The organism is Streptomyces sp. NBC_00554 (assembly GCF_041431135.1).
Taxonomy (GTDB): domain Bacteria; phylum Actinomycetota; class Actinomycetes; order Streptomycetales; family Streptomycetaceae; genus Streptomyces.
Window position 1 is genome coordinate 6681418 of record NZ_CP107799.1, and the last position, 23880, is coordinate 6705297.

The following is a 23880-nucleotide window of genomic DNA, read 5'->3' on the forward strand; positions in this document are numbered from 1 at the left end:
GGCCCATTCCACTCGTACGAACAAACCGGTGCCCTGGGACTCACGCGAGTCCCAGGGCATTCTCAGTCTGTCCTCAGCATCTGCTCTTAATGTCCTCTTACCATGGAGATTGATTGTTCGACACCTGACGCGGCGGCCGCTGAGACGGCCGCGCCGGCCCCGCTTCCGGTGGGTACCCGGCTGCTGCACATAGGTCCCCACAAGACCGGGACCACGTCGATCCAGGGCGCGCTGTTCGCCGCGAGGGACGCGATGGCCGAGCACGGCGTCGTCTTCCCGGCGCCCAGCAGACACCCGATGGAGGCCGCCCTGGGGGTCTGCGCCCGGCCCGGCATGATGGGCGAGACCAAGCCCACCGAGGGGCACTGGCAGCGGCTCGTGGACCTGGTGCACGCCACCGGGAAGCGCACCTCGGTGGTCAGCAGCGAGTTCTTCGCCGACGCTCCCGACGACGAGACCATCGCCCGGATCGTCGACGACCTGGGCCGGGACCGCGTACACGTCCTGATCACCCTGCGCCCGCTCGCGAAGATCATGCCCTCGCAGTGGCAGCAGTACGTGCAGAACGGCCTGCGCATGGGCTACGAGGACTGGCTGACGCACATGCTGCGCAAGGCCCCGTACGAGAAGCCCAACCCGAGTTTCTGGCGCCGGCACCGCCACGACCGGCTCGTGGAGCGCTGGGCGCGGGTCGTCGGCGCGGAGAACATCACCGTCGTCGTGGTCGACGACAGCGACCGCGGCGGCCTGATGCGCACCTTCGAATCGCTCCTCGGCCTGCCCGACGGCCTTCTGGAGGAGGTGCCGGACACGGCCAACCGCTCCCTCACGCTCGCCGAGACCGAAATGCTGCGGAAGCTCAACATGGAATTCCGCGGCAACGGACTGCCCGACGAGCTGTATTCCAAGCTCGTGCGCGGCGGCGCGGTCATGCATATGAAGAACACCTGCCGCCCCGCCCCGGGAGACGCGCGGATCAGCACACCGGTGTGGGCGCTGGAGGCCGCCGCGGGTATCGGCGCGGAAATGGCCGGGCGGATCGGGGCCATGGGCGTACGGGTTCTGGGCGATCCGGCGCTGCTGTCCGTCGTACCGGCCGTCGTACCGGCTCCGGAGGGCGCGGCGCCGGCGGGTGCGCGGATCGCTCCGGAGGTGGCGGCCCAGGCGCTGTACGGGGCGCTCGCCGTCGCGGCCGCCGCTCCTGCGCGCCGGGCGGCGCCGGTGCGTACTGTTCACCAGACCTCGTCCAGGGAACTCGTCCGGGTACTGGGTCACCGGGTTCTCAAGCGCCTGAAGCGGACCTGAGTGAGGCGAAGCACTTGCCGCCGGAGTGAAGGACGCACGGAAATCGTGTGCAGTTACTCACAGCAAATCCGGACAATCCGGTTCGGGTTCTGGGAAGGCGCCTGCATGCAAGGTGAATAATCGGTTGCGTGCACATATGCAACAGACATCGCTCACCTTGCATGCCAGTAACCGAAAGTGGGACCATTCGTAGGTTCCCTGTCGCCCCAAGGTAGGTCACCTGTGTCTGAGCACTTTGCCAAGCCCCGTACCACCGCAGTGATCCTTGCTGGTGGGACCGGACAGCGCGTGGGTCTGTCGATTCCGAAGCAGCTGCTGAAGATCGCCGGCAAGGCGGTCATCGAGCACACGCTGACCACCTTCGAGAACGCCGATTCGATCGACGACATCATCGTGCTGATGGCTCCGGGCTATGTGCCGGACGTGGAGAAGATCGTTGCGAAGGCGGGCTTCGCCAAGGTGACGAGGATCATCGAAGGCGGCTCGACGCGGAACGAGACCACCGAGCGTGCCATCGCGGCCCTCGGTGAGGGCCTGGCCGAGGGCGAGGACGCCAACGTCCTGTTCCACGACGCCGTGCGCCCGCTGCTCTCCGAGCGTGTCATCGACGACTGCGTCACCGCCCTGGAGCGCTACCAGGCCGTCGACGTCGCCATCCCGTCCGCGGACACGATCATCGTGACCCGCACGCACGGCGAGGACGGCGAGTTCATCACCGAGATCCCGGACCGCTCCCGGCTGCGCCGCGGCCAGACGCCCCAGGCGTTCAAGCTGTCCACGATCCGCCGGGCCTACGAGGTCGCCGCGAACGACCCGAACTTCCAGGCCACCGACGACTGCAGCGTCGTACTCAAGTACCTGCCGGACGTGCCGATCCACGTCGTCGCGGGCGACGAGTACAACATGAAGGTCACGCAGCCCGTCGACGTCTTCATCGCCGACAAGCTCTTCCAGCTCGCCTCCACCGCCGCGCCCGAGCAGGCCGACGAGGCCGCCTACCGGGAGCTGCTCACCGGCAAGACCCTGGTCGTCTTCGGCGGCTCGTACGGCATCGGCAAGGACATAGCCGAACTCGCCGCGCGCTTCGGCGCCAAGACGTACGCGCTGGGCCGCTCGACCACCGGCACGCACGTCGAGAACCCGGAGGAGGTCGACGACGCGCTGTCCACGGCGTACGCGGAGACCGGGCGCATCGACTACGTCATCAACACCGCGGGCGTGCTGCGCATCGGCAAGCTCGCCGAGACCGACAACGCGACCATCGAGGAAGCGCTGAAGGTCAACTACCTGGCCCCGGTGCAGATCGCCCGCTCCTCCTACAAGTACCTGGCCGAGACCAACGGCCAGCTGCTCCTCTACACGTCCAGCAGCTACACCCGCGGGCGTGCCGAGTACAGCCTCTACTCCTCGACCAAGGCCGCCATGGTCAACCTGACCCAGGCGCTGTCCGACGAGTGGGCCGGCGACGGCATCCGCGTCAACTGCATCAACCCCGAGCGCACCGCGACCCCGATGCGGACCAAGGCGTTCGGCCAGGAGCCCGCGGGTTCGCTGCTCTCGTCCGAGGCCGTCGCGCAGACCTCGCTCGACGTGCTGCTCTCCGAGCTCACCGGGCACGTGATCGACGTCCGTCAGCAGGACCCGACGGCCGGTGCCGGAACGGCCTCCGGTTTCGAGGCGGCCCTGGCCGCCGTCCTGGACCGCCAGGACGGCGTGGCATAATCAATTAATCGATCTTCAGAATTCAGGCCTCTGTGTTCGCGTGTTTTCCACGCATTCGCAGAGGCCTGAATCCGTAAAATTTCAAACTCTCTTTTTTGGCATTAAACCGGCACTCACCCCTCAAGAGCAGGTTTCTCCGTGATTTCCACCGCTATTCGCGTCGCCCGGGTGGGCAGCGCGGCCGAGCTGGCGGCGGCGGCCCTCATGATGCTGGGCTTCCCCTGCCTGATGCTCGCCGCGCTCATTCCGAGCGTCCCCGCCTTCGCGGCCGCGGCCGCCGTGACGTACCTGGCGGACCACTATCTGCACCGGCGTGGCAGCTATCTGATCAACCGCCTCAGCAAGGTACGGGCCGGTCTGTCCATCAGGTTCCTGATCCGGCAGCTGCTCCTGGTGCTGCTCCTGGCGCGCGCCGACCTGTCCGAGAGCACGGTCTTCTACGCGGCGATCGCGTGCTTCCTCGCCTTCTACGGCTTCCAGGCCCCGCACAGCGCGCTGGTCACGCTGATCCGGTCGCGCCGCAAGATGCCCGTCGCCACCCGCAACCTCGACCTGGGCTCGCGCATCCGCATCCCGGACGCGCCCCCGGCGTTCCTGCTGGACCGGAACGCCGAGAAGATGCTCCACCTCGACCTGGCCGCGGTCGTCGGCGTGCTCGTCACCGCGGCGACCGACTCGGCCGTGTACGGGTTCGTCGGCATCGCCATCACACTGGTGCTGGCCTTCGGCTACGTCGTCGCGCTCGTCCCGTACGTCCGCGGAAAGAGCACCCCGCCGAGCGCGGACGAGGTCCTGGCGGCGACCGACTCCTGGCTGCGCGAGCACCGCCCGGAGACGGCGCTCTACTTCTCGGGCTCCAAGGACTCCGCGTACCAGGTCAACATGTGGCTCGAGACGATGGAGGAGCTGGACACCCGGCCGCTGATCATCCTCCGTGAGCGCGCCATCCTGGAGCTCATGGCGCCCACCACCGTGCCGGTCATCTGCGTGCCCGGAGGGGTGCACCTGATGAACATGGACCTGTCCACGGTGCGGGTCGCGCTGTACGCGGCGAACGTCGGCAAGAACATCCACCTGCTACGCGTCCCGACCATGAAGCACGTCTTCATCGGCCACGGCGACAGCGACAAGCTCGCCAGCGTCAACCCGTTCAGCAAGGCGTACGACGAGGTGTGGACCGCCGGCCGTGCCGGGCGCGACCGCTACGCCATCGCCGACGTCGGCGTCCGCGACGAGGACATCGTCGAGGTCGGCCGCCCGCAACTGGCGCCGATCCAGCCCTGGCAGGGCGTGCCGGAAGGTACTCCCACGGTTCTGTACGCGCCCACCTGGGAGGGCTGGGACGGCAACCCCGGCAACACCTCCCTCGTGCTCGCCGGCGAGACCATCGTGAAGAAGCTGGTGAAGGCCGACCCGCCGGTCCGGGTGCTCTACAAGCCGCACCCCTTCACCGGCACCGTCAGCGCCGAGGCCGCTGCCGCCCATCGGCGCATCACCGCGCTGGTCGAGAAGGCCGCGGTCGCCCGCGCCGCCGACTCCCGGTTCACCGTCGACACGGCCGTCCAGGCTCAGGCCAAGGCCGAGCTGACCCGTATCGAGGCCCGCCTGGCCGAGCTGTCCGGGGCCGGCGCTCAGAAGGGCGACGAGGCCGAGGCCAGCCGGGACGGCGTGGTCGACGTCCAGAAGCACGCGGAGATCGCCCGGCTGCGGGGCGAGTGGGACGACGCCTACTGGCGTGCCATCCCCAGCTGGGAGCACAAGGTCGTCACGGGCGCCGAACCGCGTCTGTACGACTGCTTCAACGTCTCCGACGCGATGGTCTCGGACATCTCCAGCGTGGTCTCCGACTTCATCGCGAGCGGCAAGCCGTACGCCGTCACCGACTCCGCCGAGCTCGGCGCCGAGGAGTTCAAGCGGCAGAACACCGCGGTACGTGCCGCCGTGATCCTGTCCAACTCGGCCGCCGAACTGGGCCAGTTGCTGGCCGCGGTGCGCGACCCGGCGGCCGACGCGCAGGCCGCCGAACGCCAGGAGCTGAAGCGGTATCTGCTCGGGCCCGACGAGCCGACCTCGATCGACCAGTTCAACTCCGCGGTGCGGCAGCTGGCGCAGAAGGCCGAGACGCGCAACCTCGGCCAGGAGAACGGCACTTCGGCCGCGGGCGCTCCGGCCGCGGACCTGGCGAGTGCGCTTCCCGGCGACACCGACGGAGCCGCGGTCAAGGGCTGATCGCGGGTTCCGCTGGTTGCTTCAGGGCCCGGCTCCCGAGGACTTCCCTCGGGAGCCGGGCCCTTCCGCGTGACACCCGGGCGAAACGCGCGAGAAGCCTGTCCGGGAACTGGACCGATGCGCGACGCCCGGTCCCCTTCACGTAGATTGCCGGGTGGGCAGCAGGACCGGACGCGAGGGGATGCACAGCAGGTGGCAGGGGCAAGGCAGGCCGTGGCACAGGCGCACAGGATCGTCGTCAAGGTGGGTTCCTCCTCGCTGACCAGCGCCGCGGGCGGCCTCGACGCGGACCGGGTCGACGCCCTCGTCGACGTACTCGCCAAGTGCCGCAGCGGCGGCGAGAAGGAAGTCGTCCTCGTCTCCTCCGGCGCCATCGCCGCCGGTCTCGCCCCCCTCGGACTGCGCCGCCGCCCCAGGGACCTCGCCCGGCAGCAGGCCGCGGCCAGCGTCGGCCAGGGCCTCCTGGTCGCCCGCTACGCCGCCTCCTGCGCCCGCCACGGCATCCGCGTCGGACAGGTGCTCCTCACCTCCGACGACACCAGCCGCCGCGCCCACCACCGCAACGCCTCCCGCACCCTCGACAAGCTCCTCGCGATGGGCGCCCTGCCGGTCGTCAACGAGAACGACACGGTCGCCACGGACGAGATCCGCTTCGGCGACAACGACCGTCTCGCCGCGCTCGTCGCCCATCTCGTACGAGCCGATCTGCTCGTCCTGCTCTCCGACGTGGACGGCGTGTACGACGGCGACCCCGGCAAACCCGGTACGTCGCGGATCGCGGAAGTACGTGGGCCGTCCGATCTCGACGGCATCGACATGGGCAGCGCGGGCAAGGCCGGCGTGGGCACCGGCGGCATGGTCACCAAGGTCGAGGCGGCCCGGATCGCGACCGGCGCGGGCATCCCGGTCGTGGTGACGAGCGCCGTCCACGCCGCCGACGCGCTCGCGGGGCGCGACACGGGCACGTACTTCCACCCCACGGGCCGGCGCTCCACCGACCGGCTGCTGTGGCTGCAGCACGCCTCCACGCCGCAGGGCGCGCTCACCCTGGACGACGGGGCCGTGCGCGCGGTCGTCGAGCGGCGCATGTCGCTGCTGCCTGCGGGTATCGCGTCCGTCGAGGGCGAGTTCACCGCCGGTGACCCCGTCGAACTGCGCGACAGCACGGGCCGGGCGGTCGCGCGGGGGATCGTGAACTTCGACGCCAAGGAGATCCCCCAGCTCATCGGACGCTCGACCAGGGAACTGGCGCGCGAACTGGGGCCCGAGTACGAACGCGAAGTCGTACACAGGGACGCTCTCGTGCTGCTGCACCTGTAGCGATCTCGTGCACCCGTACGTGCGGCGCCATGTCGTCGACGTGCCGGTTGCCCCATAAACGTCCGAAAGCCCGTCCTCCGCGGGGGGACGTTCCGTAAAACCGCCACGCGACGGCGCCCCACCTGCTCAACTTTGTTGCAGGGAGACCCCCGGATTCAGCTGGACCATTGCGGACCATTGCGTAAAGGAGGCCGTCGTGAGACGAGTGCGCCCTGGGGCGGCGGCGTCCCGCGGTGGTGCCGCCTCCCGTGCGGTGGGCGAGGAACGGGCGCTGACCAGCGTCGCGGCCGGAGACACGTACTCGAGCGGGGAACCGGCGCACCAGCCCCGGCTGTGGCACGTCACGCTGAGCGTCTCGGGTGACGAGGCACCGTTGAAGGAGGTCAGGCGCGGTCTCGAGCAGCTCGCCCACGACCACCCCTTTCTGCTGACCAGCCGGTACGCCAACGACCACGCCGAGATCCGCTACTGGGAAGAGGCCCGCGACCTGCACGACGCGGCGGCCGTCGCGCTGCGCCTGTGGGGTGAGCACCGGCAGACCGCCAAGCTGCCGCCCTGGGAGATCGTCGGCCTGGAGGTCATCGACCGCGGGACCTACCACCAGCGGATCGCGGAGGGCTACGGACCACTGCCCGCGACTCCCGTCGGCGTACATCCCTTTTGAGCCGCCTTCGCCGGGTGTCTTGGAGTTTGGGACAGCGGCGATACAGACCCGTTCGGAGCATTACGCTGCCGACATGACCACGCTCTCGCCGTACGACTCGATGTCTCCGGTCACTCAGGCCGCCTACCGCGCGAAGTCCGCCGCCGCCGACCTCGCGCCGCTGCCGCGGGCCGAGAAGGACGACGCGCTGCTCGCGATCGCGGACGCGCTGGAGGTCCGTACGAGCGAGATCGTGGCGGCCAACGCCAAGGACATCGCGCGCGCCCGCGAGGCCGGCACCAGCGAGACCGTCATCGACCGGCTCACGCTCACGCCCGAGCGCGTGCGCGCGATCGCCTCGGACGTACGCGACGTCGTGTCCCTGCCCGACCCGGTCGGCGAGGTCGTCCGCGGCTCGACCCTCCCGAACGGTATCGACCTGCGCCAGGTCCGTGTCCCGCTCGGCGTCGTCGGGATCATCTACGAGGCCCGCCCGAACGTGACGGTCGACGCCGCCGCCCTCTGCCTGAAGTCCGGCAACGCCGTGCTGCTGCGCGGCTCCTCCTCGGCGTTCGAGTCGAACACCGCCCTGGTCCGCGTCCTGCGCGACGCCGTCGGCGGCGCCGGACTGCCCGCCGACGCCATCCAGCTCGTACCCGGCGAGGGCCGCGAGTCCGTACGCGAGCTGATGCGCGCCCGCGGGCTGGTCGACGTCCTCATCCCGCGCGGTGGCGCCTCGCTGATCCGCACGGTCGTCCAGGAATCAACCGTCCCGGTCATCGAGACCGGCACCGGCAACTGCCATGTGTACGTCGACGCGCACGCCGACATCGACATGGCGGTCGACATCCTGATCAACTCCAAGGCGCAGCGGCCCAGCGTCTGCAACTCCGCCGAGACGCTCCTCGTCCACCAGGACATCGCCCCCGAGTTCCTGCCGCGTGCCCTGGACGCCCTCGCGGACGCCGGGGTCACGGTGCACGCCGACGAGCGCGTCCTCGCGTACGCCAAGGACTCCAGGGCCACCGTCGTCGAGGCCACCCTCGAGGACTGGGAGACCGAGTACCTCTCGTACGACATCGCCGCCGCCGTCGTCGACTCGCTCGACAGGGCCGTGGACCACATCCGGCTGTGGACCTCGGGCCACACCGAGGCCATCGTCACCACCTCGCAGCAGGCCGCCCGCCGCTTCACCCAGCTGGTCGATTCCACGACGGTCGCGGTCAACGCCTCGACCCGGTTCACGGACGGCGGTCAGTTCGGCTTCGGCGCCGAGATCGGCATCTCCACGCAGAAGCTGCACGCGCGGGGGCCGATGGGGCTTCCGGAGCTGACCAGCACGAAGTACATCGTCACCGGGGACGGACACGTTCGGCGGTAAGGCGCCCGCCCGGCGATGTACGGGCGCTGTGCGGGCGCGTCCGGCGCGGGGACGGGGCGCGCGGCGCGTGAGACGCGTCTCGTCAGGCGGATGAATTTCCATACCGTCTGCCCAAATTGACACCCCAGGTCTACTCTGGATCCGTGCCGGAGGACGTGGGGGGCTCGCCGTTTCCCGACGGCTGGGAGCCCGACGACGACCGCGACCGCGGGGGTGCGGACGAAGAGTTCGCCTCCGTGGTCTTCGACGAGGACTTCGTACAGGCTGCCGCGATCCACGAGCCGACCGCCGTGGAGCGGCTGCTCTCGGCCGCCCAGGCCCGCGCGGAGGCTGCCGAGGCCGAGACGCGCCGGGCGCACACCCGGGGCGCACGCGGGGACGACGAGCGCTACGAGGACGGCTTCGGACCGGATGCCCGCGGTGATTTCGGCCGGGACCGCGATTTGGACGATCTGGACGACACCGAGGTCCTTCAGGGCCGTTACGGCCTGGCGGGAACGTACGGCAGAGCCTACGGAAAACACACCCGCTGGCAACGCCCCGTCGCCTGGATGCTCGCCCTCGTGATGGGCATCGGCATGGTCGCCCTGGCCTTCGCGGCGGTCTACCGGGGGGCTTCCTCGAACCGCCAGGAACAGGTCCCGCCGCCCGCCTCGACGGGCTTGGAGCAAGGCCTGGACAAGGTCACCGGCACCAGCCCCTCCGCTTCGGCCGACTATTCCCAGCCTGCGGTGTCGGCGGTCCCTCGCACGCCGTGACGAACCGGGGGCGACCCCGTGACGAGCCGGGCTCGGCCCCGCTGCCGGCACCAGGGCGAACCCTGTGCGAATACTCGGACGACTCTGGTGAGAACCTGTCAGAACTTGTCGTGTAGCAGGGCGTTTACCTGAGGTCCCGGAGACCTACTCTGAAGGTATGGGCGGGCCTGGAGAACCACCTGGGGGAACACCCGAGGGTGCTTCCGCCGGTGGAGAGGACGAGTACCGATCCGTCGTCTTCGACGAATCGTTCGTCCGCGCTGCCCGCCTCCAGGAGTTCTCCGCGCAGGAGCGCCTGGCCGACCACGCCCCGGCCGTACGCCGCCGCCCACCCCTCCACCGCGGCCTCTCCCGGCAGGCGCTGATCCTCGTCCTGCTGATCGCCGTCGCCTTCGGCACCGCGATCTACATGGGCGTCCGCCACCCGTACCAGACCCCCGTAGCCCAGCCCCCCGAGCCGCTTCGGATGACGGTGATCCCGCTCGCCCCGCAGGGCGCGGTACCCGGAGCCATGCGCCCCGAGGACCTGTACACGAACAGCCCGGCCGCCCAGTTCCGCATGGGCGCCGAAGGCATCACGCTGCCCGCCTCCCGGCGCACCGCACACTTCTCCGACAGCCAGGTCGTCACCGCCCTGACCACCGCCAAGGACTACCTCGTCGAGTCCTCCCTCGACCCGGAGGTACTCACCGGCGGCGCCACCCGGCCCGTACGGATCCTGCTCGACCCACAGCAGCTCGACCAGTTCGACGAGAGCTTCGACCGCCCGGCTGCCGACGGGCGGCACGTCCCCACCGGCTGGCTGGTCCGCTTCGACGCGACCCGTGTCGAGCTCGCCGACCCCAAGATCCGTGTGCAGGGCACCCTCCAGGCCGCCGAGTTCGACTCGAACACCCTTGAGGTCATCGCCGACCACACCTTCGTGTACGCGCTGAAGCCGGCGGGCTCGGACGAGAAGGCGGACGCCTCGCTCTTCACCGTCCGGCGCGAGCTGCACTTCCGCTTCGACCGCGACGACCTGCGCATGCACCAGGCGGAGCTGGTCGTCTCCTACGTCCAGGCCGGTCCGCTCGCCTGCTCCGAGGACTCGGTCAACCAGCTGCGCCCGCTGCTCGCGGGGCAGACGGCGAAGGCGGGCGGCCCGGCCGGTACGGACCCGTACGCGACCGGTAGCGCCACCGCGCTGTGCGGATCACTGGCGACCAGCGCGCAGCCTAAGGTCTGAGCTTCTGGGCGCCTTGTGAGCCCGTTTTGCTGAGCCGGTCTCCTTTGCTGAGCTGGTCTCCGGTCAGCCGTTTCCGTTGGGGGTCTCGTCCTCGGGGTGCTCGTCGGTGTCCCTCGGTGGCGCTTCCTTGGTCGAGCTGCCCGTGTCCTTCGGTGAACCGCTCGCGAAGCCTCCGAAGCCGCGTCGCACCCGGCCGCCGAGGTCTCCCGCGCCGCCCGCGATGTCTCCGACCAGCTTCATCAGTGGGTCCTTGGAGTTCTTGACGTCGGAGGCGTAGCTGGCCGCCGACTGCCGGAAGGAGTCCCCGACCGAGGTGTCCTTGTCCTCGCTGCGCCGCGGGTAGTGGCCGTCCATGATCCGCTGGAAGTCGCGGGACTCCGCCCACTTCTTCAGCTCGGCGGCGCGAACGGTGGTGAAGGGGTGCGTGCGGGGAAGGGTATTGAGGATCTTGAGCACGGAGTCGCGCAGGTCGCCCCCGGCCTCGTACTCCTCGGCCTGTGCGAGGAACGCGTCGACGTTCATCTCGTGCAGGTGATTGCCTCCCGCAAGCTTCATCAGGCCGCGCATCGAGGCCTTCAGGTCCTGCCCGACAAGGAGCCCTGCGCGGTCGGCCGACAGCTCCGACTTGCGGAACCACTCGCGCAGCGCGGTCACGATCGCCATGATCGCGATGTTGCCCAGTGGGATCCAGGCCACCCGGAGCGCCAGGTTGGTCAGGAACAGCAGGATCGTGCGGTAGACCGCGTGGCCGGACAGCGCGTGGCCGACTTCATGCCCGACGACGGCCCGCATCTCCTCCTCGTCCAGCAGCTCCACGAGGCCGGTGGTGACGACGATGATCGGCTCGTCCAGGCCGATGCACATCGCGTTGGGCTGCGGGTCCTGGTTGACGTACATCGGCGGGACCTTCTCCAGGTCCAGGATGTGACAGGCGTCCCGCAGCATGGCGTTGAGGTGCGCGAACTGGGCGTCCGAGACGCGCACCGAATCGGACAGGAACAGCAGCCTCAGACTGCGTTCCGGAAGCAGGCCGCTGAGCGCCTTGAAGACCGTGTCGAAGCCGCTGAGCTTGCGCAGGGCCACCAGGGCCGAGCGGTCCGCCGGGTGTTCGTACGCCCGCGAGGAGATCCCCTCGAAGCGCCTGCGCTGCCTGCTCGGCACGTTCTCGTGCCCGTTCTGCTCGTGGCTGTCATCGGACATGTGTTCCCCCATGCTCTGAGTGCCGTGCCCCCGAAGCGGGCTCCAGCGTAGGCGGAGATACCGTCAAGGGGCAGCACACGTAAGGAGCTATCCCCATGGAGCACATTCCCGCGGCCTTCCGGCTGACCGAGGCGGCCGCCGCCGCAGACACGCAGGGGGCGGGCAATCTGCTCCGCGTCGTGCTGATCGTGATGGTGCTGGGCTCCGTCCTTGTGGCGTGGTTCCTGCTGCGCGGCTACAAGCGGGACGACTGAGGTTCTCGTCGACCGGCGTGCTCACCGCCGGCCTACTCCTTGACTGACGTCGTCCTCGCGGTCGACGTTGCTTCGAGCGGCGTAAGCGGTCGCCGGGGCGGCGCGCGTCACCAACGGCGGAGTCGGCGTGATCGCGGCCGAGCCCCACGCTTACGATGGGCCGACGTCTTTATCCCGCCCACACCGGATAGGTTCTGCCGAGATGAGCTTCCACAGCACCGCCGCACAGTTGGTCACTCTTGCCGCCGAGGGCGAAGAGCACGGCGGCAACCACGAGAGCCTCAGCCCCTACCTCACCGGCGGCGGCGCCTTCTTCATCCTGATGCTGCTGCTGTGGATCACCACGCGTTTCAACCGGGACCGCTGACACCCACCGGGACGGTCGGGGACCCCTGTCGACCAGGGCCCACAGACCGGGCCGGTAGGGTCTGCACGCATGGGAGAGCAGGACATGCCTACCGGTCCGGCGGGTGACACGGAGAGCGGCGCGGCCGACGGCACTGTGAGCGGCGGAATCGCCCGTGGAGCGGTGGGTTCTGGTGCGATGAGTCCTGACATGGTGAGTCCTGGCGTGGTGAAGCGTCTGACGATCGGTCCTGGGAACGCCCCGTCGAATCCGGGCAAGCGCCGCCTCGGCGTCATGGGCGGAACGTTCGACCCGATCCACCACGGACACCTCGTGGCGGCCAGCGAGGTCGCCGCGCAGTTCCACCTCGACGAGGTGGTGTTCGTGCCGACCGGGCAGCCGTGGCAGAAGACCGACCGCAAGGTCACCCCGGCCGAGGACCGCTATCTGATGACGGTCATCGCGACCGCGGAGAACCCGACGTTCTCGGTGAGCCGCATCGACATCGACCGCGGCGGCCCGACCTACACCACGGACACCCTGCGCGACCTGCGCGCGCTCAACCCCGACACGGACCTTTTCTTCATCACCGGCGCCGATGCGCTAGGCCAGATCCTCACCTGGCGGTACGCGGAAGAGCTGTTCTCCCTCGCGCACTTCATCGGGGTCACCCGGCCCGGCCACACCCTGACCGATCCGGGGCTTCCCGAGGGCGGTGTCTCGCTCGTCGAGGTACCCGCGCTCGCCATCTCGTCCACGGACTGCCGCGCGAGGGTCGCCAAGGGCGATCCCGTCTGGTATCTGGTGCCGGACGGTGTGGTGCGCTACATCGACAAGCGTGAGCTGTACCGCGGCTAGTGAGCCGAGAGGGGCACCGGTGAACGACCGATACGACGGGTACGCGGGCGGCGACCAGTACGAGCTCGTCGGCTACGACGAGTTCGGGCAGCCTGTGTACCAGCAGGTGTCGCCCCAGCAGCCTCAGCAGCAGGGCTACGACACCTACGGACAGCAGCAGCCGCAGGGCTACGGCTACGACCCGTACGCGACGGGCCAGCAGCCGCCTGTGTCGCCGTATGACACCGGTCAGCAGCCGCCTGTGTCGTCCCATGACACCGGCCGGCAGCCGCCCGCCCCCACCTACAACACGCAGGACTCCTACGACCCGTACGGCGCCGGCGCGCCCGGTGCCGCCGGGACCTCGACGGGGTACGACCCGTACGGGCAGACGGGCCAGGCCGGGCAGGCGGGCCGGACCGGGCAGACCTCAAGTACCGGTCAGCAGCCCCGGGTTGCCGAGCAGACCGCCTACATCCCGCAGCAGGCGGGTCCCGCGGAGAAGAGCGAGCCCCGGGCCGACCGGGACTACGGCACCGAGCAGTTCGCCTTCGTCGAGGAGCAGGAAGCCGACTCCGAAGACGTCATCGACTGGCTGAAGTTCACCGAGAACCGCACCGAACGCCGTGAGGAGGCCAGGCGCCGCACCCGCGGCCGGATCATCGGCCTGGTCGTGGTGCTCGCCCTGGTCGCTACCGGCGGCGTCGGCTACCTCTGGTACGCGGGCAAGCTCCCCGGCCTGTCGTCGACGAGCGACAAATCCGGCACCGCCACGTCCGCGGCCGCCCAGAAGCGTGACGTGATCGTCGTCCACCTCCACAACACAAGTGGCAGCGGCACCTCCACGATGCTGCTCGTGAACAACACCACCACCAAGCAGGGCACCAGCGTCCTGCTGCCCAACTCCCTTGCCCTGACGGACGACGACGGCAGCACGACCACGCTCGCCAAGTCCGTCGACGACGACGGCTCGGCCGGCACCCTGGACGCCGTCGACACGGTGCTTGGCACCGACATCGAGGGCACCTGGCGTCTCGATACCCCGTACCTCAACAACCTCGTCGAACTCGTCGGCGGCATCGAGATCGACACCAACGCCGATGTGCCGGACCCCGACTCCGACAAGAAGGGCGAGGCGGCCCTCGTGAAGAAGGGCTCGGACCAGTCCCTCAGCGGCAAGATGGCCGTCGCCTACGCCACCTACCAGGGCTCCGGTGAGTCCCAGACCGCCCAGCTGGAGCGGTTCGGGCAGGTCATGCAGGGCGTGCTGCGCAAGCTGTCCTCCGACCCGCAGGCCGCGACGATCACCGTGCAGACCCTGGCGCAGATCCTCGACCCGTCGCTGACCGACAAGGATCTCGGCACTTTCCTCGCGACCCTCGCCGACCAGGCCAAGGGCGGCGACTACAAGACGGCACTGCTTCCCGTGCAGCAGGACGGCACCCTGAGCGAGGAGGCCACCGACAGCGTGGTCAAGGACGTGCTCGGAGGCACCGTGAAGAGCCCGGAGGAGGGCGCCGCCGTCCGCGTCGGCATCAAGAACGCCACCGGCGACAAGGACTTCACCGAGAAGGCCCGCGTCGTCCTGGTCAACGGCGGCTACACCTTCCTGGACTCCGGCACGGCCGCCACCAGCCAGAGCGTGTCCCAGATCACATACGCCGACGCCGCCCAGAAGGAGAACGCCGCCGAGGTCGCCAAGACCCTGGGGCTGCCCGCCACCTCGGTGAAGAAGGGCACGGTCACTTCCAACGCGGACGTGTCCGTGGTCCTCGGCCAGGACTACGAGCCCTCGTCCTCGTAGACAGGACGCGGGAGAGGGCGCCCGCCCCGGGACGGTCGACGAGCCGTCCCGGGGACGGCCGGCGGCCTGTACCGGGGCGCCGGGGGCAGGGCCGGAGAAACGCGTGGGGTGTCGTCGGCGGTCCGTGAGACCCTTGAGTCATTACTGACCGCCTACGGAAAGCCGCGTAGTGACCGCCACGGACCGCTCCATCGAGCTCATCAAGACCGCCGCACAGGCGGCCGCCGACAAGCTCGCGCACGACATCATCGCGTACGACGTCAGCGACGTACTTTCGATCACCGACGCCTTCCTGCTGGCGTCCGCTCCCAACGACCGCCAGGTCAAGTCGATCGTCGACGAGATCGAGGAGCGGCTGAACAAGGAGCTCGGCACCAAGCCGGTGCGCCGCGAGGGCGACCGCGAGGCCCGCTGGGTGCTGCTCGACTACGTCGACATCGTGGTGCACGTGCAGCACAGCGAGGAGCGTGTCTTCTACGCCCTCGAGCGGCTGTGGAAGGACTGCCCGGAGCTGGACCTGCCCGCCGACGCCCTGGCGACCCGAGGCAAGGGCGCCGAGCACGCCAAGCTCCAGGATGCGGAGGACGCCGCCGAGCTCGGAGAGCTCCGGTGACCGCCGCGGGCGCCGAGGCCGGGAAGAAGCCCGGCCGGGGCCGCCGCGTCATCCTCTGGCGGCACGGCCAGACGTCCTGGAACGTCGAGCGGCGCTTCCAGGGCACGACGAACGTCGAGCTGACCGAGACCGGCATCGGCCAGGCCCGCCGCGCCGCTCGGCTGCTCGCCTCGCTGAAGCCCGACGTGATCGTCGCCTCGGACCTCAAGCGCGCCGCCGACACGGCCGCCGAGCTCTCCGTACTCACCGGCCTCGACGTCACCCACGACGAGGGCCTGCGTGAGACCTACGCGGGCGTCTGGCAGGGGCTGACGCACAACGAGATCATCGCCCGGCACGGCGAGGAGTACGCCGCCTGGAAGCGCGGAGAGCCCGTCCGCCGCGGTGGAGGCGAACTGGAGAGCGAGGTCGCCGACCGCGCTGCCCCCGTGGTGCTGCGGCATGCCGAAAAGCTCCCCGACGACGGCACCCTCGTGATCGTCAGCCACGGCGGCACGATCCGCACCACCATCGGCCGTCTCCTCGGTCTGGAATCCCAGCACTGGGAGAGCCTCGGCGGGCTCTCCAACTGCTGCTGGTCCGTCCTCGGAGAGGGCGCCCGAGGCTGGCGACTCCTGGAGCACAACGCCGGCACGCTGCCGGAGCCGGTGCTCGGCGACGACGACTGAGCGGCCCCTGTCCGGTCCCGCGGACCCGTCGGGACCGGATTTCACTTTCCGGCTGGTCGCAGGCTAAAGTTCTTCTTGTTCGCCCCGCCGGGCGGGAAGAACACACGGGGCTATAGCTCAGTTGGTAGAGCGCCTGCATGGCATGCAGGAGGTCAGGAGTTCAATTCTCCTTAGCTCCACAGATCGACTCTTTTGAGTTGTCAAAGATCAGTGGTGAATGATCCCGTTCCCGTCAGGGGACGGGGTTTTTCGTTGTCTGGACAGTTATGTCTGAACAGCTGCCGGTGCCGCCCGCAGGTCGCGGAGTCGTGCCGTCCGCAGATGCGTCTCCTCGTCGTCCGGCTGGTAGACCACGATCCGGCACTCGGACATGCCGTGGATCGACAGCGAGACGGACGTCATCCGCATCTCACCGACCGCCGTGTGCCGGAACGTCTTCACCCGCGAACCGGGCTGCGCCACATCGCCGACGCTCCACAGCCGGGCGAAGAGAGGGCTGGCCTCCGACAGCCTGCGTATGAAGTCCTCCCAGACTGGTTCGCCCGCATGGAGCCCGTACGACGAGCGCAGTGTCGCCACCATCACCGGGAGCTCGGTGTCCCGGAACACCAGCGGACAGTCGGGCTCGGGCATCGTGAACAGCGTCCACAGCGCGTTGTACGACCGGGTCTTGAGGGCGCCCGGCACGAAGAACACGTCGCGGTAGGCGGGGTTGGTGGCGAGGATGTCGAACCGTGAGTTGTAGACCACCGCCGGGTGCGGGTCGAGGGCGTCGAGGATGCTCTGGACCTGCGGGCCCACGGCTCGCGCGGCGGTCTGGGGATCCGGCTCGTACGGCACCTCGGCCAGGTGGTACAGATGCTCGCGCTCCGGCTGGTCGAGGCGCAGCGTGCGCGCCACTGCGTCCAGGACCTGCGCGGACGCGTTGATCGGGCGTCCCTGCTCCAGCCACGTGTACCAGGTGACGCCGACGCCGGAGAGCTGCGCGACCTCTTCGCGGCGCAGCCCGGGTGTGCGGCGCCGGAAGCCCGGCGGCATCCCCACGTCGGCGGGTGTCACCCGCGCCCGCCTGCCGCGCAGGAAGGCGGCCAGCTCCGGCCTGCGGCGCTGTGCCGTGTTCATCGGCATCACATCCCCCGTCACCCATCGTCCGTGCTCGGCCCGTCCGCTGCCAGGTGCTGTCAGTACCAGCATCGGCGGGCTCTCGTTACCCGTATCCACTCGCCGTCAGGCTCGATGCCATGACGACGACAACCCCCTCGGGACCAGGTCCTGCAGCAGGTCCAAGTCCTGTGACCAGTAAAGCCCCTGGCACTGACAATCGCCCCGGACGGCTGCTCGCGGTGGTGCTCGCGGCCCAGTTCATGGCACTGCTCGACGTCTTCATCGTGAACGTCGCCGTGCCCACGATCGGTTCCGAACTCCACGCGTCCGGCGCGGGCCTGCAACTGGTGGTCGCCGGATACACCATCGCGTACGCCGTGCTGCTGATCACCGGAGCGCGGCTGGGCGACCGGCTCGGCCACCGCCGTGTCTATCTGGCCGGGCTCGCCCTGTTCACGGCCGCGTCGCTGGCCTGCGGACTGGCGCAGGGCACCGGCGAGTTGATCGCCTTCCGGCTGGTTCAGGGTGCCGGGTCGGCCGTGATGATCCCGCAGGTACTCAGCCTCATCCAGCGCAACTTCAGCGGCGAGGCGCGAGCCCGGGCGCTCGGCGCGTACGCGGCCGTCCTCGCGACCGGTGCCGCGGCCGGGCAGGTGCTGGGAGGCGTCCTGGTCAGCGCGGACCTGTTCGGCACCAGCTGGCGGCCGGTGTTCCTGGTCAACGTGCCCGTGGGCGTCGTACTCCTGGCCGTCGGCCGACGCATACTGCCGCGGGACGACGCGCGGGCCCTCGAGCGTTCGCGCGGCCTCGACCTGCCGGGGCTCGTCCTCCTCGCCGCCGCTGTCTCGCTGTTCACCGTGCCGCTCGTGCTGGGGCAGGAGGAGGACTGGCCGCTGTGGTCCTGGCTGTCGCTGGGCGCGGCCGCGGTGTGCTTCGGGCTGTTCTGTCTGTACGAGTCCCGCCTCGCCCGACGTGGCGGGGCGCCGCTGATCGCGCCGAGGGTGTTGCGGCAGCCCGGCGTCGGCCTCGCGGTCTTCCGGCTACTGGCCGTGATGGCCGTGAACGCCGGCTTCCTTTTCACACTCACGCTGCACATACAGGGCGGTCTCGGCTACAGCGCGCTGCGCGCGGGGCTCACCTTCGCACCGACCGCTGTGGTCTTCGGCCTGGTCGGTCTGACCTGGCGCAACTGGCCCGCGTCCTGGCAGCGCAGCCTGATTCCGGCCGGCTTCGCGCTCGCGGCGATCTCCGTTGCCGGTGTCGGACGTGTGCTGCGGGACGGAGGTGACGGCGGCCCGTGGCTGTACGTGGCGTTCGCGGGGGTGGGCGTGGGCCTCGCGCTCGGTTTCAGTCCCACCCTCACCAAGGCCCTGGCCACCGTCCGTGCCGAGGACGCGGCGGACGCCAGCGGGCTGCTCGCGACGGTCACCCAGCTCGGTCAGCTGATCGGTGTCGCGGCCTTCGGCACACTCTTCTTGAACCGGCTTGAGTCACTTGGGGCCCCCGGGGCGTATACCTCTGCGGACGCGCTCCTCGCGTGCATGTATGCGCTGGCCGGGACGGCCACGCTGGGTGCCGTGTCCGGACTGGTACGAAGGCGTCGCTGACCGTATTGCTCCGGCCGTGGCAGAATCAAACGGCCGGAAGGGGGCGCGGCCCGACGGGAGGGAGAAGCGATGCCTGCGAGCATCCTCGAGGAGGTCGACGATCTCCTCGAAGCGGCACAGACACGCAGAAAAGTAACTCTCCTTGACTGCCCTTCCTGCGGATCGGTCCATGTCGCCCAGGTTCTCGGCGACAACGGCGGGATCTCCTACGTGTGCACGGCCTGCGGCCACAGCTGGAGCTGATCGATGGGTGCGCACAGGCGAAAGTGCGATTGGTGCGGCAGTGGTACGCCAATCGTCCGCGACATGGAACCGGTCAACCACGACTACCAGTACTGGTGCGAGGAGTGCGCGCGGGCGCTGATCATAAAAGGCGACCCGATCGAGACGTACCGCGAACTGGAGGGCGAGCCGATCTACGGCCGGCTCCTCGACGAGCACTGCACGCTCAAGCGGTTCTATTCGTTCGCGACAGCCTGAGCCCGGCGAGGGCCAGGAAAGCGGAACCGGCTCCTACGTAGAGGGCCGACAAGGTCAACTCTGCGCCGGTCTGGTGCAGTTCGAGCCTGCCCGGGCCGTGCGGCACCCACCACAGCGCGTACGAGCAGAAGGCCGGCGCCGTGCAGAGGGCGGCGGTCCGGCTGGCCGTCGCGAGGAGCAGCACCATCGGTACGCACCACACCCAGTGGTGCGACCACGACACCGGGCTGACCAGCAGAGCCGTCACCGCACACGCGAGCACCGCCCAGGCCCGCCCTCCGCGCAGTTCCGCGGCCACGGCGAGAGCGAGGCCCGCCGCGCCCGCCACAGCCGCCGTGGCGGCCCACCAGACGCCGGGCTCCGTGGTGTGCAGCAGTCGGGCCAGGACGCCGCGCAGCGACTGGTTCGCGGTGTCCTCGACGAGCCCCACGCGACCCGCCTCGAAGACCATGCGGGTCCAGAAGCGCCATGAGTCGTACGGCAGGACGGCCGCCGCCAGCAGCGTCGCCCCGGCGAACGCGACGGCCGCCCCGCGCGCGTGCCGTAACCACGGCCCCGCGGAGCCCCGCCTCATGTACTCCACGGCGCCGGTGAGCAGGAGGAACACCGCGAAGAGCGCGGGCGTCAGTTTGATCGCCGCCGCGATGCCGATGCCCACTCCGGCCCAGCGGTGTCCGGGCCGGCGTGACAGGTCCCACAGCACCAGTACGGCGAGCAGCAGATTGATCTGCCCGTACCGCAGTGTCGTCCACACCGGCTCGCACCACACGGCAGCCGCCGAGACCCACCAGACGTGCTCCACGCGGGCGTGCCCGACGAGCCGCAGCGAGAGGGCCACGAACCTCACAAGAAGAGCCAGGTTTCCGACCGTTGCCAGGGTTCGCATGCTCGCCGTGTCCAGCAGCGTCAGCGGTGTGAACAGCAGCGCCGCGAACGGCGGGTAGGTGGTGGGCAGATGGGCCTCGGTCGTGCGCAGTGCGTAGAGGTCGCCGCCCGCGCGGACCGTCTCGCCCTCCGCCCGGTACACCATCAGGTCGATCATCGACACGTGCGCGGCCCGCTGCGCGCACCAGAAGGCCGCGAACGACAGCAGGCACGCCCCCAGGGCGACGGGCACCCGGCGGCGGACACGGGGCGCGGCGATCACGGTCACGAAGGCCGACACTATCCCGCATATCCGTATTGTCCGCACAGCACGGAAACGATTTGGTGGTGCACCCGGAGGACCGTGTAATGTTGGCGTCGCCGCCGGGGAAACCCGGGCGACACGGTCAAGATGCGGCTTCGCCGCATGACCACAAGGGGCTATAGCTCAGTTGGTAGAGCGCCTGCATGGCATGCAGGAGGTCAGGAGTTCAATTCTCCTTAGCTCCACAGACGTTGAAAGCGGGCCACCCGATCAGGGTGGCCCGCTTCTTCGTGTTCAGCGGCCGGAGCCGAGCGCCCGGCGGCCGCGCTTCTCGGAGAGCACGGGCAGGTTGTTGCGCGCCGGGGCGGAGGACCTGGTGTCCTCCTCGAGGCGCAGCGCCAGCGCCGGGCAGCGGCGTACGGCGCGCAGGGCCTTCGCCTCCGCGTAGCGGGGCACCGATGCCTGCGCGACGGTGGGAAAGCCGTCGGCGCCCAGTTCGAAGACCTCGGGAAGGATGTCCGCGCACAGGCCGTGCCCACGGCACAGCGTCCAGTCGACGTAGATCTTCTGGCGGGGAGGACCCGCCTCCAGCTGGTTCTGGCCGCCAGGGATGCCCGTCGGGGTCTGGCCGCCCTCGAAGAGCGGCAGAACGCCCTCCACGGGCCTTCCGCAGCCGTTGCCGAGGACATGCGCGGCGAGGTCGTCGGTGAAGGCCTTGAGCGTCGACTCGATGAACATCGCGGAGCCGTCCGGGTGCGAGCACGCGCCGCGCCGCTTCACGGCCTTGGCGACCTGCTTCACGGCTTCCAGGGCGGCCGGGCCGCCGCCGTTGAGGATGTCCTCCAGGCCGCGCGCCGCGGCGGGCAGACCGAGGTAGCAGGGACCGCACTGTCCCGCGCTCTCCTCGGCCAGCCACTGCGCCACTCGCAGTGACTCACCGAGGGGGCAGGTCTGCTGGGTGATCGGGAGGATCGCGCCGGCGCCGAGGGCGCCGCCCACCGCGTCCAGGTTGTTGCGCGAGACGATCGCCTCGTTGACCGTCGCCGCGTCCAGCCACTTGCCGTGGTATCCGCCGGTCAGCACACCTTGCGGCATGGGCGGGGCGCCCGCGAGCTGGAGCACGTACCGCAGCGGTACACCGGTCGGGACCTCGATCACCATGGGGCGGGCGACGGCGCCGGAGACGGTCAGCATGACGGTGCCGGGCTCGTCGTACAGACCGGTGTTGCGGTAGCGGTCGGGGCCGATGCGGGCCGCGATGGCCAGCTGGGCGAACGTCTCGGCGTTGGACAGCAGCGTGGGCGCGCCGCCGACACCGGTCTGCGACGCGCTGATCTTGCGGCCGGGCGGGATGGCCGGGCCGCCGTCGATGGAACGGATCAGCGAGGCCGCCGCTCCGGTCACCATGCGCACCGGATTGCGCTGCACGCGCGCGCGGAGGGGTGATCCGCGGCGGTTGCTCAGGCCGCGCTCGGCCAGCGCGGCCTCCATGGACCGCTGGGTGGACTCACGGGTCACGCCGATCACGAGGGTGCGGGCGCCCATGGCCTCCGCGGCCAGCAGCGCGCCGTCCAGGATGAGGTGCGGGGCTCGGTTGATGAGCACCGTGTCCTTGCGGCAGGCGGGTTCGTCCTCGCTTCCGTTGACGACCACCACGGGGCGGATGCCCTTCTTGATGGCCGATTCCGCCACGGAGCGCAGTTTCTTGGCGAAGGGGAAGCCCGCGCCGCCGCGGCCCTTCAGGGAGATCGCTTCGGCGAGGCCCGCGAGTTGCTCGCCGCCCATGGGTTCGAGCGGCCCGTGCACCTTGAGGTGCATCGGGAGATCGAGTCGTTCAACCAGGTCGAAACCCGACGTGAGCTGCGGAAGTCCGACGACGCGGACTTCCGGGACGTCGGGTAGGGCCTCGTTCACTTAAAGCCTCCGGAAGGGGCGTTCCATGATTCACCGGAGCCAGGAGCGTCGAAGGCACCTGGCAGTACTTCAGTCGTGGGACCGCTGTCGTACGTGTCGTTGGGGTTGTACGTGCCGTAGGCATCGTTCGACTCACCGGTGTCGTACACGTCACTCGTGCCGTACGTGTTGGCGGCTGAATTGTCATAGACGGGGATGTTGTATCCCGTGTCATTGAGCGGGTCGTAGGCAGAGGGGGGCGCGGCACCGACGGGCGGCGGCGAGGGAATCGGCCAACTGCCCGACGTGCTTCCGTTGTCGACGCGCTGGAACGTCTCTGTGGGCTGCATGTCCATGGGCATCTGGAAGCGCTCGGTCGGGTCGGGGCCCAGGGCGTCTCCGCCGGGAGGGCCCGACACCGCGCGGTAGGCGGCTGCGAAGCCGTTGTTTCCGCTGGTCGCGGCCGGGTCGTACGGGGCCTCGTACGGCGAGGCGGGGGACGCCATGCGCTGCTGGGGCACGTACGTGTCCTCGAGGGACTGCCGCGGGCGCGGGGCGAATCCCGGCTGCGAGGCGCCCCCCGCGGCGGCACGGGATGCCTCGAGATCCTCACGGGCGAGGCGGCCACCGGTGCGGTTGTTCTCTCCGATGATCGCGAGGATCCGCTCGGCGATGGCGCGCTTGAGGGGGCCGGAGGACGAGCGCAGGGCCAGGGCGACTGCCACGAAGACCAGGCAGAGGCTGTACATCACGGTGACGTAGGTCGCGGCGGGACGCCCCGCGTACAGGCCGTGCACCAGGGCCGAGCACCAGGCCGGGTACGCCAGCATGTGCACGGCCCGCCAGCGTGCGGCGATCGGCGCGGGGGACGCGAAGGCGCTGCGCAGCGCACCGGTGATGGCCGTGAAGATCATGAGCAGGCCGGCCAGTGAGCCGAAGCCGATGAGTCCGTTGGTGCCCGTGACGCCGAGCCCGAAGGGGACCACGGCGGCGACCACTGTGGTGTGGTCCAGCACCAGCTTGACCGAGACGTGCAGCAGGAGGAAGGCGACCGAGGACACGGCGGTCGTTCTGTGCACGGCCTGCGCGACCAGTCGCTGGCGTGTGTTGAGGAACAGCCGGTCGGTGGCGACGATTCCCCACACCACGGAGCAGGTGAGGGCGACCAGCGACAGCACGCCGGCGCCGAAGTTGAGGAAGTCGCGCAGGCCGTCACCTCCGACCAGCACGACCACGGGTATGAGCAACAGCGCGGCAGCCGTCAGGGCCCCGTAAGCCGATCGGCCCGGCTGGGGAAGCGAGCTGTTCTTACGACGAGGGGTCATGGGGTTACTCCCAAACAGTTCGGGGAAGCGGTCCCGA

General features: G+C 69.7%; 22 protein-coding genes and 2 tRNA genes. 19 read left to right on the plus strand and 5 right to left on the minus strand.

What is annotated here, in order from left to right:
- The first annotated feature begins 102 nt into the window (after positions 1-102).
- The 8 genes from OG266_RS29470 (at position 103) to OG266_RS29505 (ending at position 10583) form a co-directional block, all read left to right on the plus strand.
- Positions 103-1305, plus strand: a complete 1203-nt coding sequence (locus OG266_RS29470) for a hypothetical protein (protein WP_371549245.1) — start codon at positions 103-105, stop codon at positions 1303-1305.
- A gap of 222 nt (positions 1306-1527) precedes the next feature.
- On the plus strand, positions 1528-3027 hold the full coding sequence (locus OG266_RS29475; protein ID WP_371549246.1) for a D-ribitol-5-phosphate cytidylyltransferase: 1500 nt from the start codon (positions 1528-1530) through the stop codon (positions 3025-3027).
- Between the two features lie 138 nt (positions 3028-3165).
- A complete protein-coding gene (locus tag OG266_RS29480) occupies positions 3166-5256 on the plus strand; it encodes a hypothetical protein (protein WP_371549248.1) in 2091 nt (696 codons plus the stop codon).
- A gap of 192 nt (positions 5257-5448) precedes the next feature.
- Positions 5449-6576, plus strand: coding sequence for a glutamate 5-kinase (gene proB, locus OG266_RS29485; RefSeq protein WP_266462415.1), 1128 nt, complete (start codon positions 5449-5451; stop codon positions 6574-6576).
- Positions 6577-6781: 205 nt separating this feature from the next.
- Positions 6782-7240 (plus strand): hypothetical protein, encoded by a 459-nt coding sequence (locus OG266_RS29490; protein ID WP_266464278.1) that lies wholly within the window; start codon positions 6782-6784, stop codon positions 7238-7240.
- Between the two features lie 73 nt (positions 7241-7313).
- Positions 7314-8600 carry a glutamate-5-semialdehyde dehydrogenase gene (locus OG266_RS29495; protein ID WP_266462418.1) on the plus strand — a complete coding sequence of 429 codons (1287 nt, stop codon included), beginning with the start codon at positions 7314-7316 and terminating at the stop codon, positions 8598-8600.
- Between the two features lie 143 nt (positions 8601-8743).
- Entirely contained in the window at positions 8744-9358 is a 615-nt protein-coding gene (locus tag OG266_RS29500) for a hypothetical protein (RefSeq protein WP_266462421.1), read from the plus strand.
- A 157-nt stretch (positions 9359-9515) separates the two neighbouring features.
- Positions 9516-10583, plus strand: coding sequence for a hypothetical protein (locus OG266_RS29505; RefSeq protein WP_266462423.1), 1068 nt, complete (start codon positions 9516-9518; stop codon positions 10581-10583).
- A 63-nt stretch (positions 10584-10646) separates the two neighbouring features.
- Here OG266_RS29505 and OG266_RS29510 read toward each other — a convergent pair whose 3' ends face one another.
- Positions 10647-11783 (minus strand): M48 family metallopeptidase, encoded by a 1137-nt coding sequence (locus tag OG266_RS29510; protein ID WP_371549251.1) that lies wholly within the window; start codon positions 11781-11783, stop codon positions 10647-10649.
- 95 nt (positions 11784-11878) lie between these two features.
- On the opposite strand from OG266_RS29510, the gene OG266_RS29515 reads away from it, so the two are divergent.
- From OG266_RS29515 to OG266_RS29545, 7 genes are all read left to right on the plus strand, one after another.
- Positions 11879-12037 (plus strand): hypothetical protein, encoded by a 159-nt coding sequence (locus OG266_RS29515; RefSeq protein WP_266462430.1) that lies wholly within the window; start codon positions 11879-11881, stop codon positions 12035-12037.
- A 202-nt stretch (positions 12038-12239) separates the two neighbouring features.
- Positions 12240-12404 (plus strand): hypothetical protein, encoded by a 165-nt coding sequence (locus OG266_RS29520; protein ID WP_198655517.1) that lies wholly within the window; start codon positions 12240-12242, stop codon positions 12402-12404.
- Positions 12405-12473: 69 nt separating this feature from the next.
- On the plus strand, positions 12474-13241 hold the full coding sequence (gene nadD / locus OG266_RS29525; RefSeq protein WP_371549253.1) for a nicotinate-nucleotide adenylyltransferase: 768 nt from the start codon (positions 12474-12476) through the stop codon (positions 13239-13241).
- 19 nt (positions 13242-13260) lie between these two features.
- Positions 13261-15024: an LCP family protein gene (locus OG266_RS29530; protein WP_371549255.1), complete on the plus strand. Its 1764-nt coding sequence runs from the start codon at positions 13261-13263 to the stop codon at positions 15022-15024.
- Positions 15025-15193: 169 nt separating this feature from the next.
- On the plus strand, positions 15194-15637 hold the full coding sequence (rsfS, locus tag OG266_RS29535; RefSeq protein WP_266462438.1) for a ribosome silencing factor: 444 nt from the start codon (positions 15194-15196) through the stop codon (positions 15635-15637).
- On the plus strand, positions 15634-16305 hold the full coding sequence (locus tag OG266_RS29540) for a histidine phosphatase family protein (protein WP_266462441.1): 672 nt from the start codon (positions 15634-15636) through the stop codon (positions 16303-16305). The genes rsfS and OG266_RS29540 overlap by 4 nt, the downstream gene beginning before the upstream one ends.
- A gap of 106 nt (positions 16306-16411) precedes the next feature.
- Positions 16412-16484 (plus strand) — tRNA-Ala (locus OG266_RS29545).
- An 85-nt stretch (positions 16485-16569) separates the two neighbouring features.
- Here OG266_RS29545 and OG266_RS29550 read toward each other — a convergent pair.
- Positions 16570-17427 carry a helix-turn-helix transcriptional regulator gene (locus OG266_RS29550; RefSeq protein WP_329547624.1) on the minus strand — a complete coding sequence of 286 codons (858 nt, stop codon included), beginning with the start codon at positions 17425-17427 and terminating at the stop codon, positions 16570-16572.
- A gap of 224 nt (positions 17428-17651) precedes the next feature.
- On the opposite strand from OG266_RS29550, the gene OG266_RS29555 reads away from it, so the two are divergent.
- The 3 genes from OG266_RS29555 (at position 17652) to OG266_RS29565 (ending at position 19496) form a co-directional block, all read left to right on the plus strand.
- Positions 17652-19016, plus strand: coding sequence for an MFS transporter (locus tag OG266_RS29555; protein WP_266464285.1), 1365 nt, complete (start codon positions 17652-17654; stop codon positions 19014-19016).
- A gap of 69 nt (positions 19017-19085) precedes the next feature.
- Positions 19086-19259 carry a hypothetical protein gene (locus tag OG266_RS29560; RefSeq protein WP_266462448.1) on the plus strand — a complete coding sequence of 58 codons (174 nt, stop codon included), beginning with the start codon at positions 19086-19088 and terminating at the stop codon, positions 19257-19259.
- A 3-nt stretch (positions 19260-19262) separates the two neighbouring features.
- A complete protein-coding gene (locus OG266_RS29565; protein WP_010986886.1) occupies positions 19263-19496 on the plus strand; it encodes a hypothetical protein in 234 nt (77 codons plus the stop codon).
- On the opposite strand, the gene OG266_RS29570 is transcribed toward OG266_RS29565, so the two are convergent.
- A complete protein-coding gene (locus tag OG266_RS29570; RefSeq protein ID WP_371549260.1) occupies positions 19465-20649 on the minus strand; it encodes a glycosyltransferase 87 family protein in 1185 nt (394 codons plus the stop codon). The genes OG266_RS29565 and OG266_RS29570 overlap by 32 nt on opposite strands.
- A 148-nt stretch (positions 20650-20797) precedes the next feature.
- Here OG266_RS29570 and OG266_RS29575 point away from each other — a divergent pair.
- Positions 20798-20870, plus strand: a tRNA-Ala gene (locus tag OG266_RS29575).
- A gap of 49 nt (positions 20871-20919) precedes the next feature.
- On the opposite strand, the gene OG266_RS29580 is transcribed toward OG266_RS29575, so the two are convergent.
- Both OG266_RS29580 and OG266_RS29585 read right to left on the minus strand, forming a co-directional pair.
- On the minus strand, positions 20920-22539 hold the full coding sequence (locus OG266_RS29580; RefSeq protein ID WP_266462458.1) for an NADH-quinone oxidoreductase subunit NuoF family protein: 1620 nt from the start codon (positions 22537-22539) through the stop codon (positions 20920-20922).
- A complete protein-coding gene (locus OG266_RS29585) occupies positions 22536-23843 on the minus strand; it encodes a cytochrome b/b6 domain-containing protein (RefSeq protein WP_371549263.1) in 1308 nt (435 codons plus the stop codon). Before OG266_RS29585 ends, OG266_RS29580 begins: the two co-directional genes overlap by 4 nt.
- Between the last annotated feature and the right edge of the window lie 37 nt (positions 23844-23880).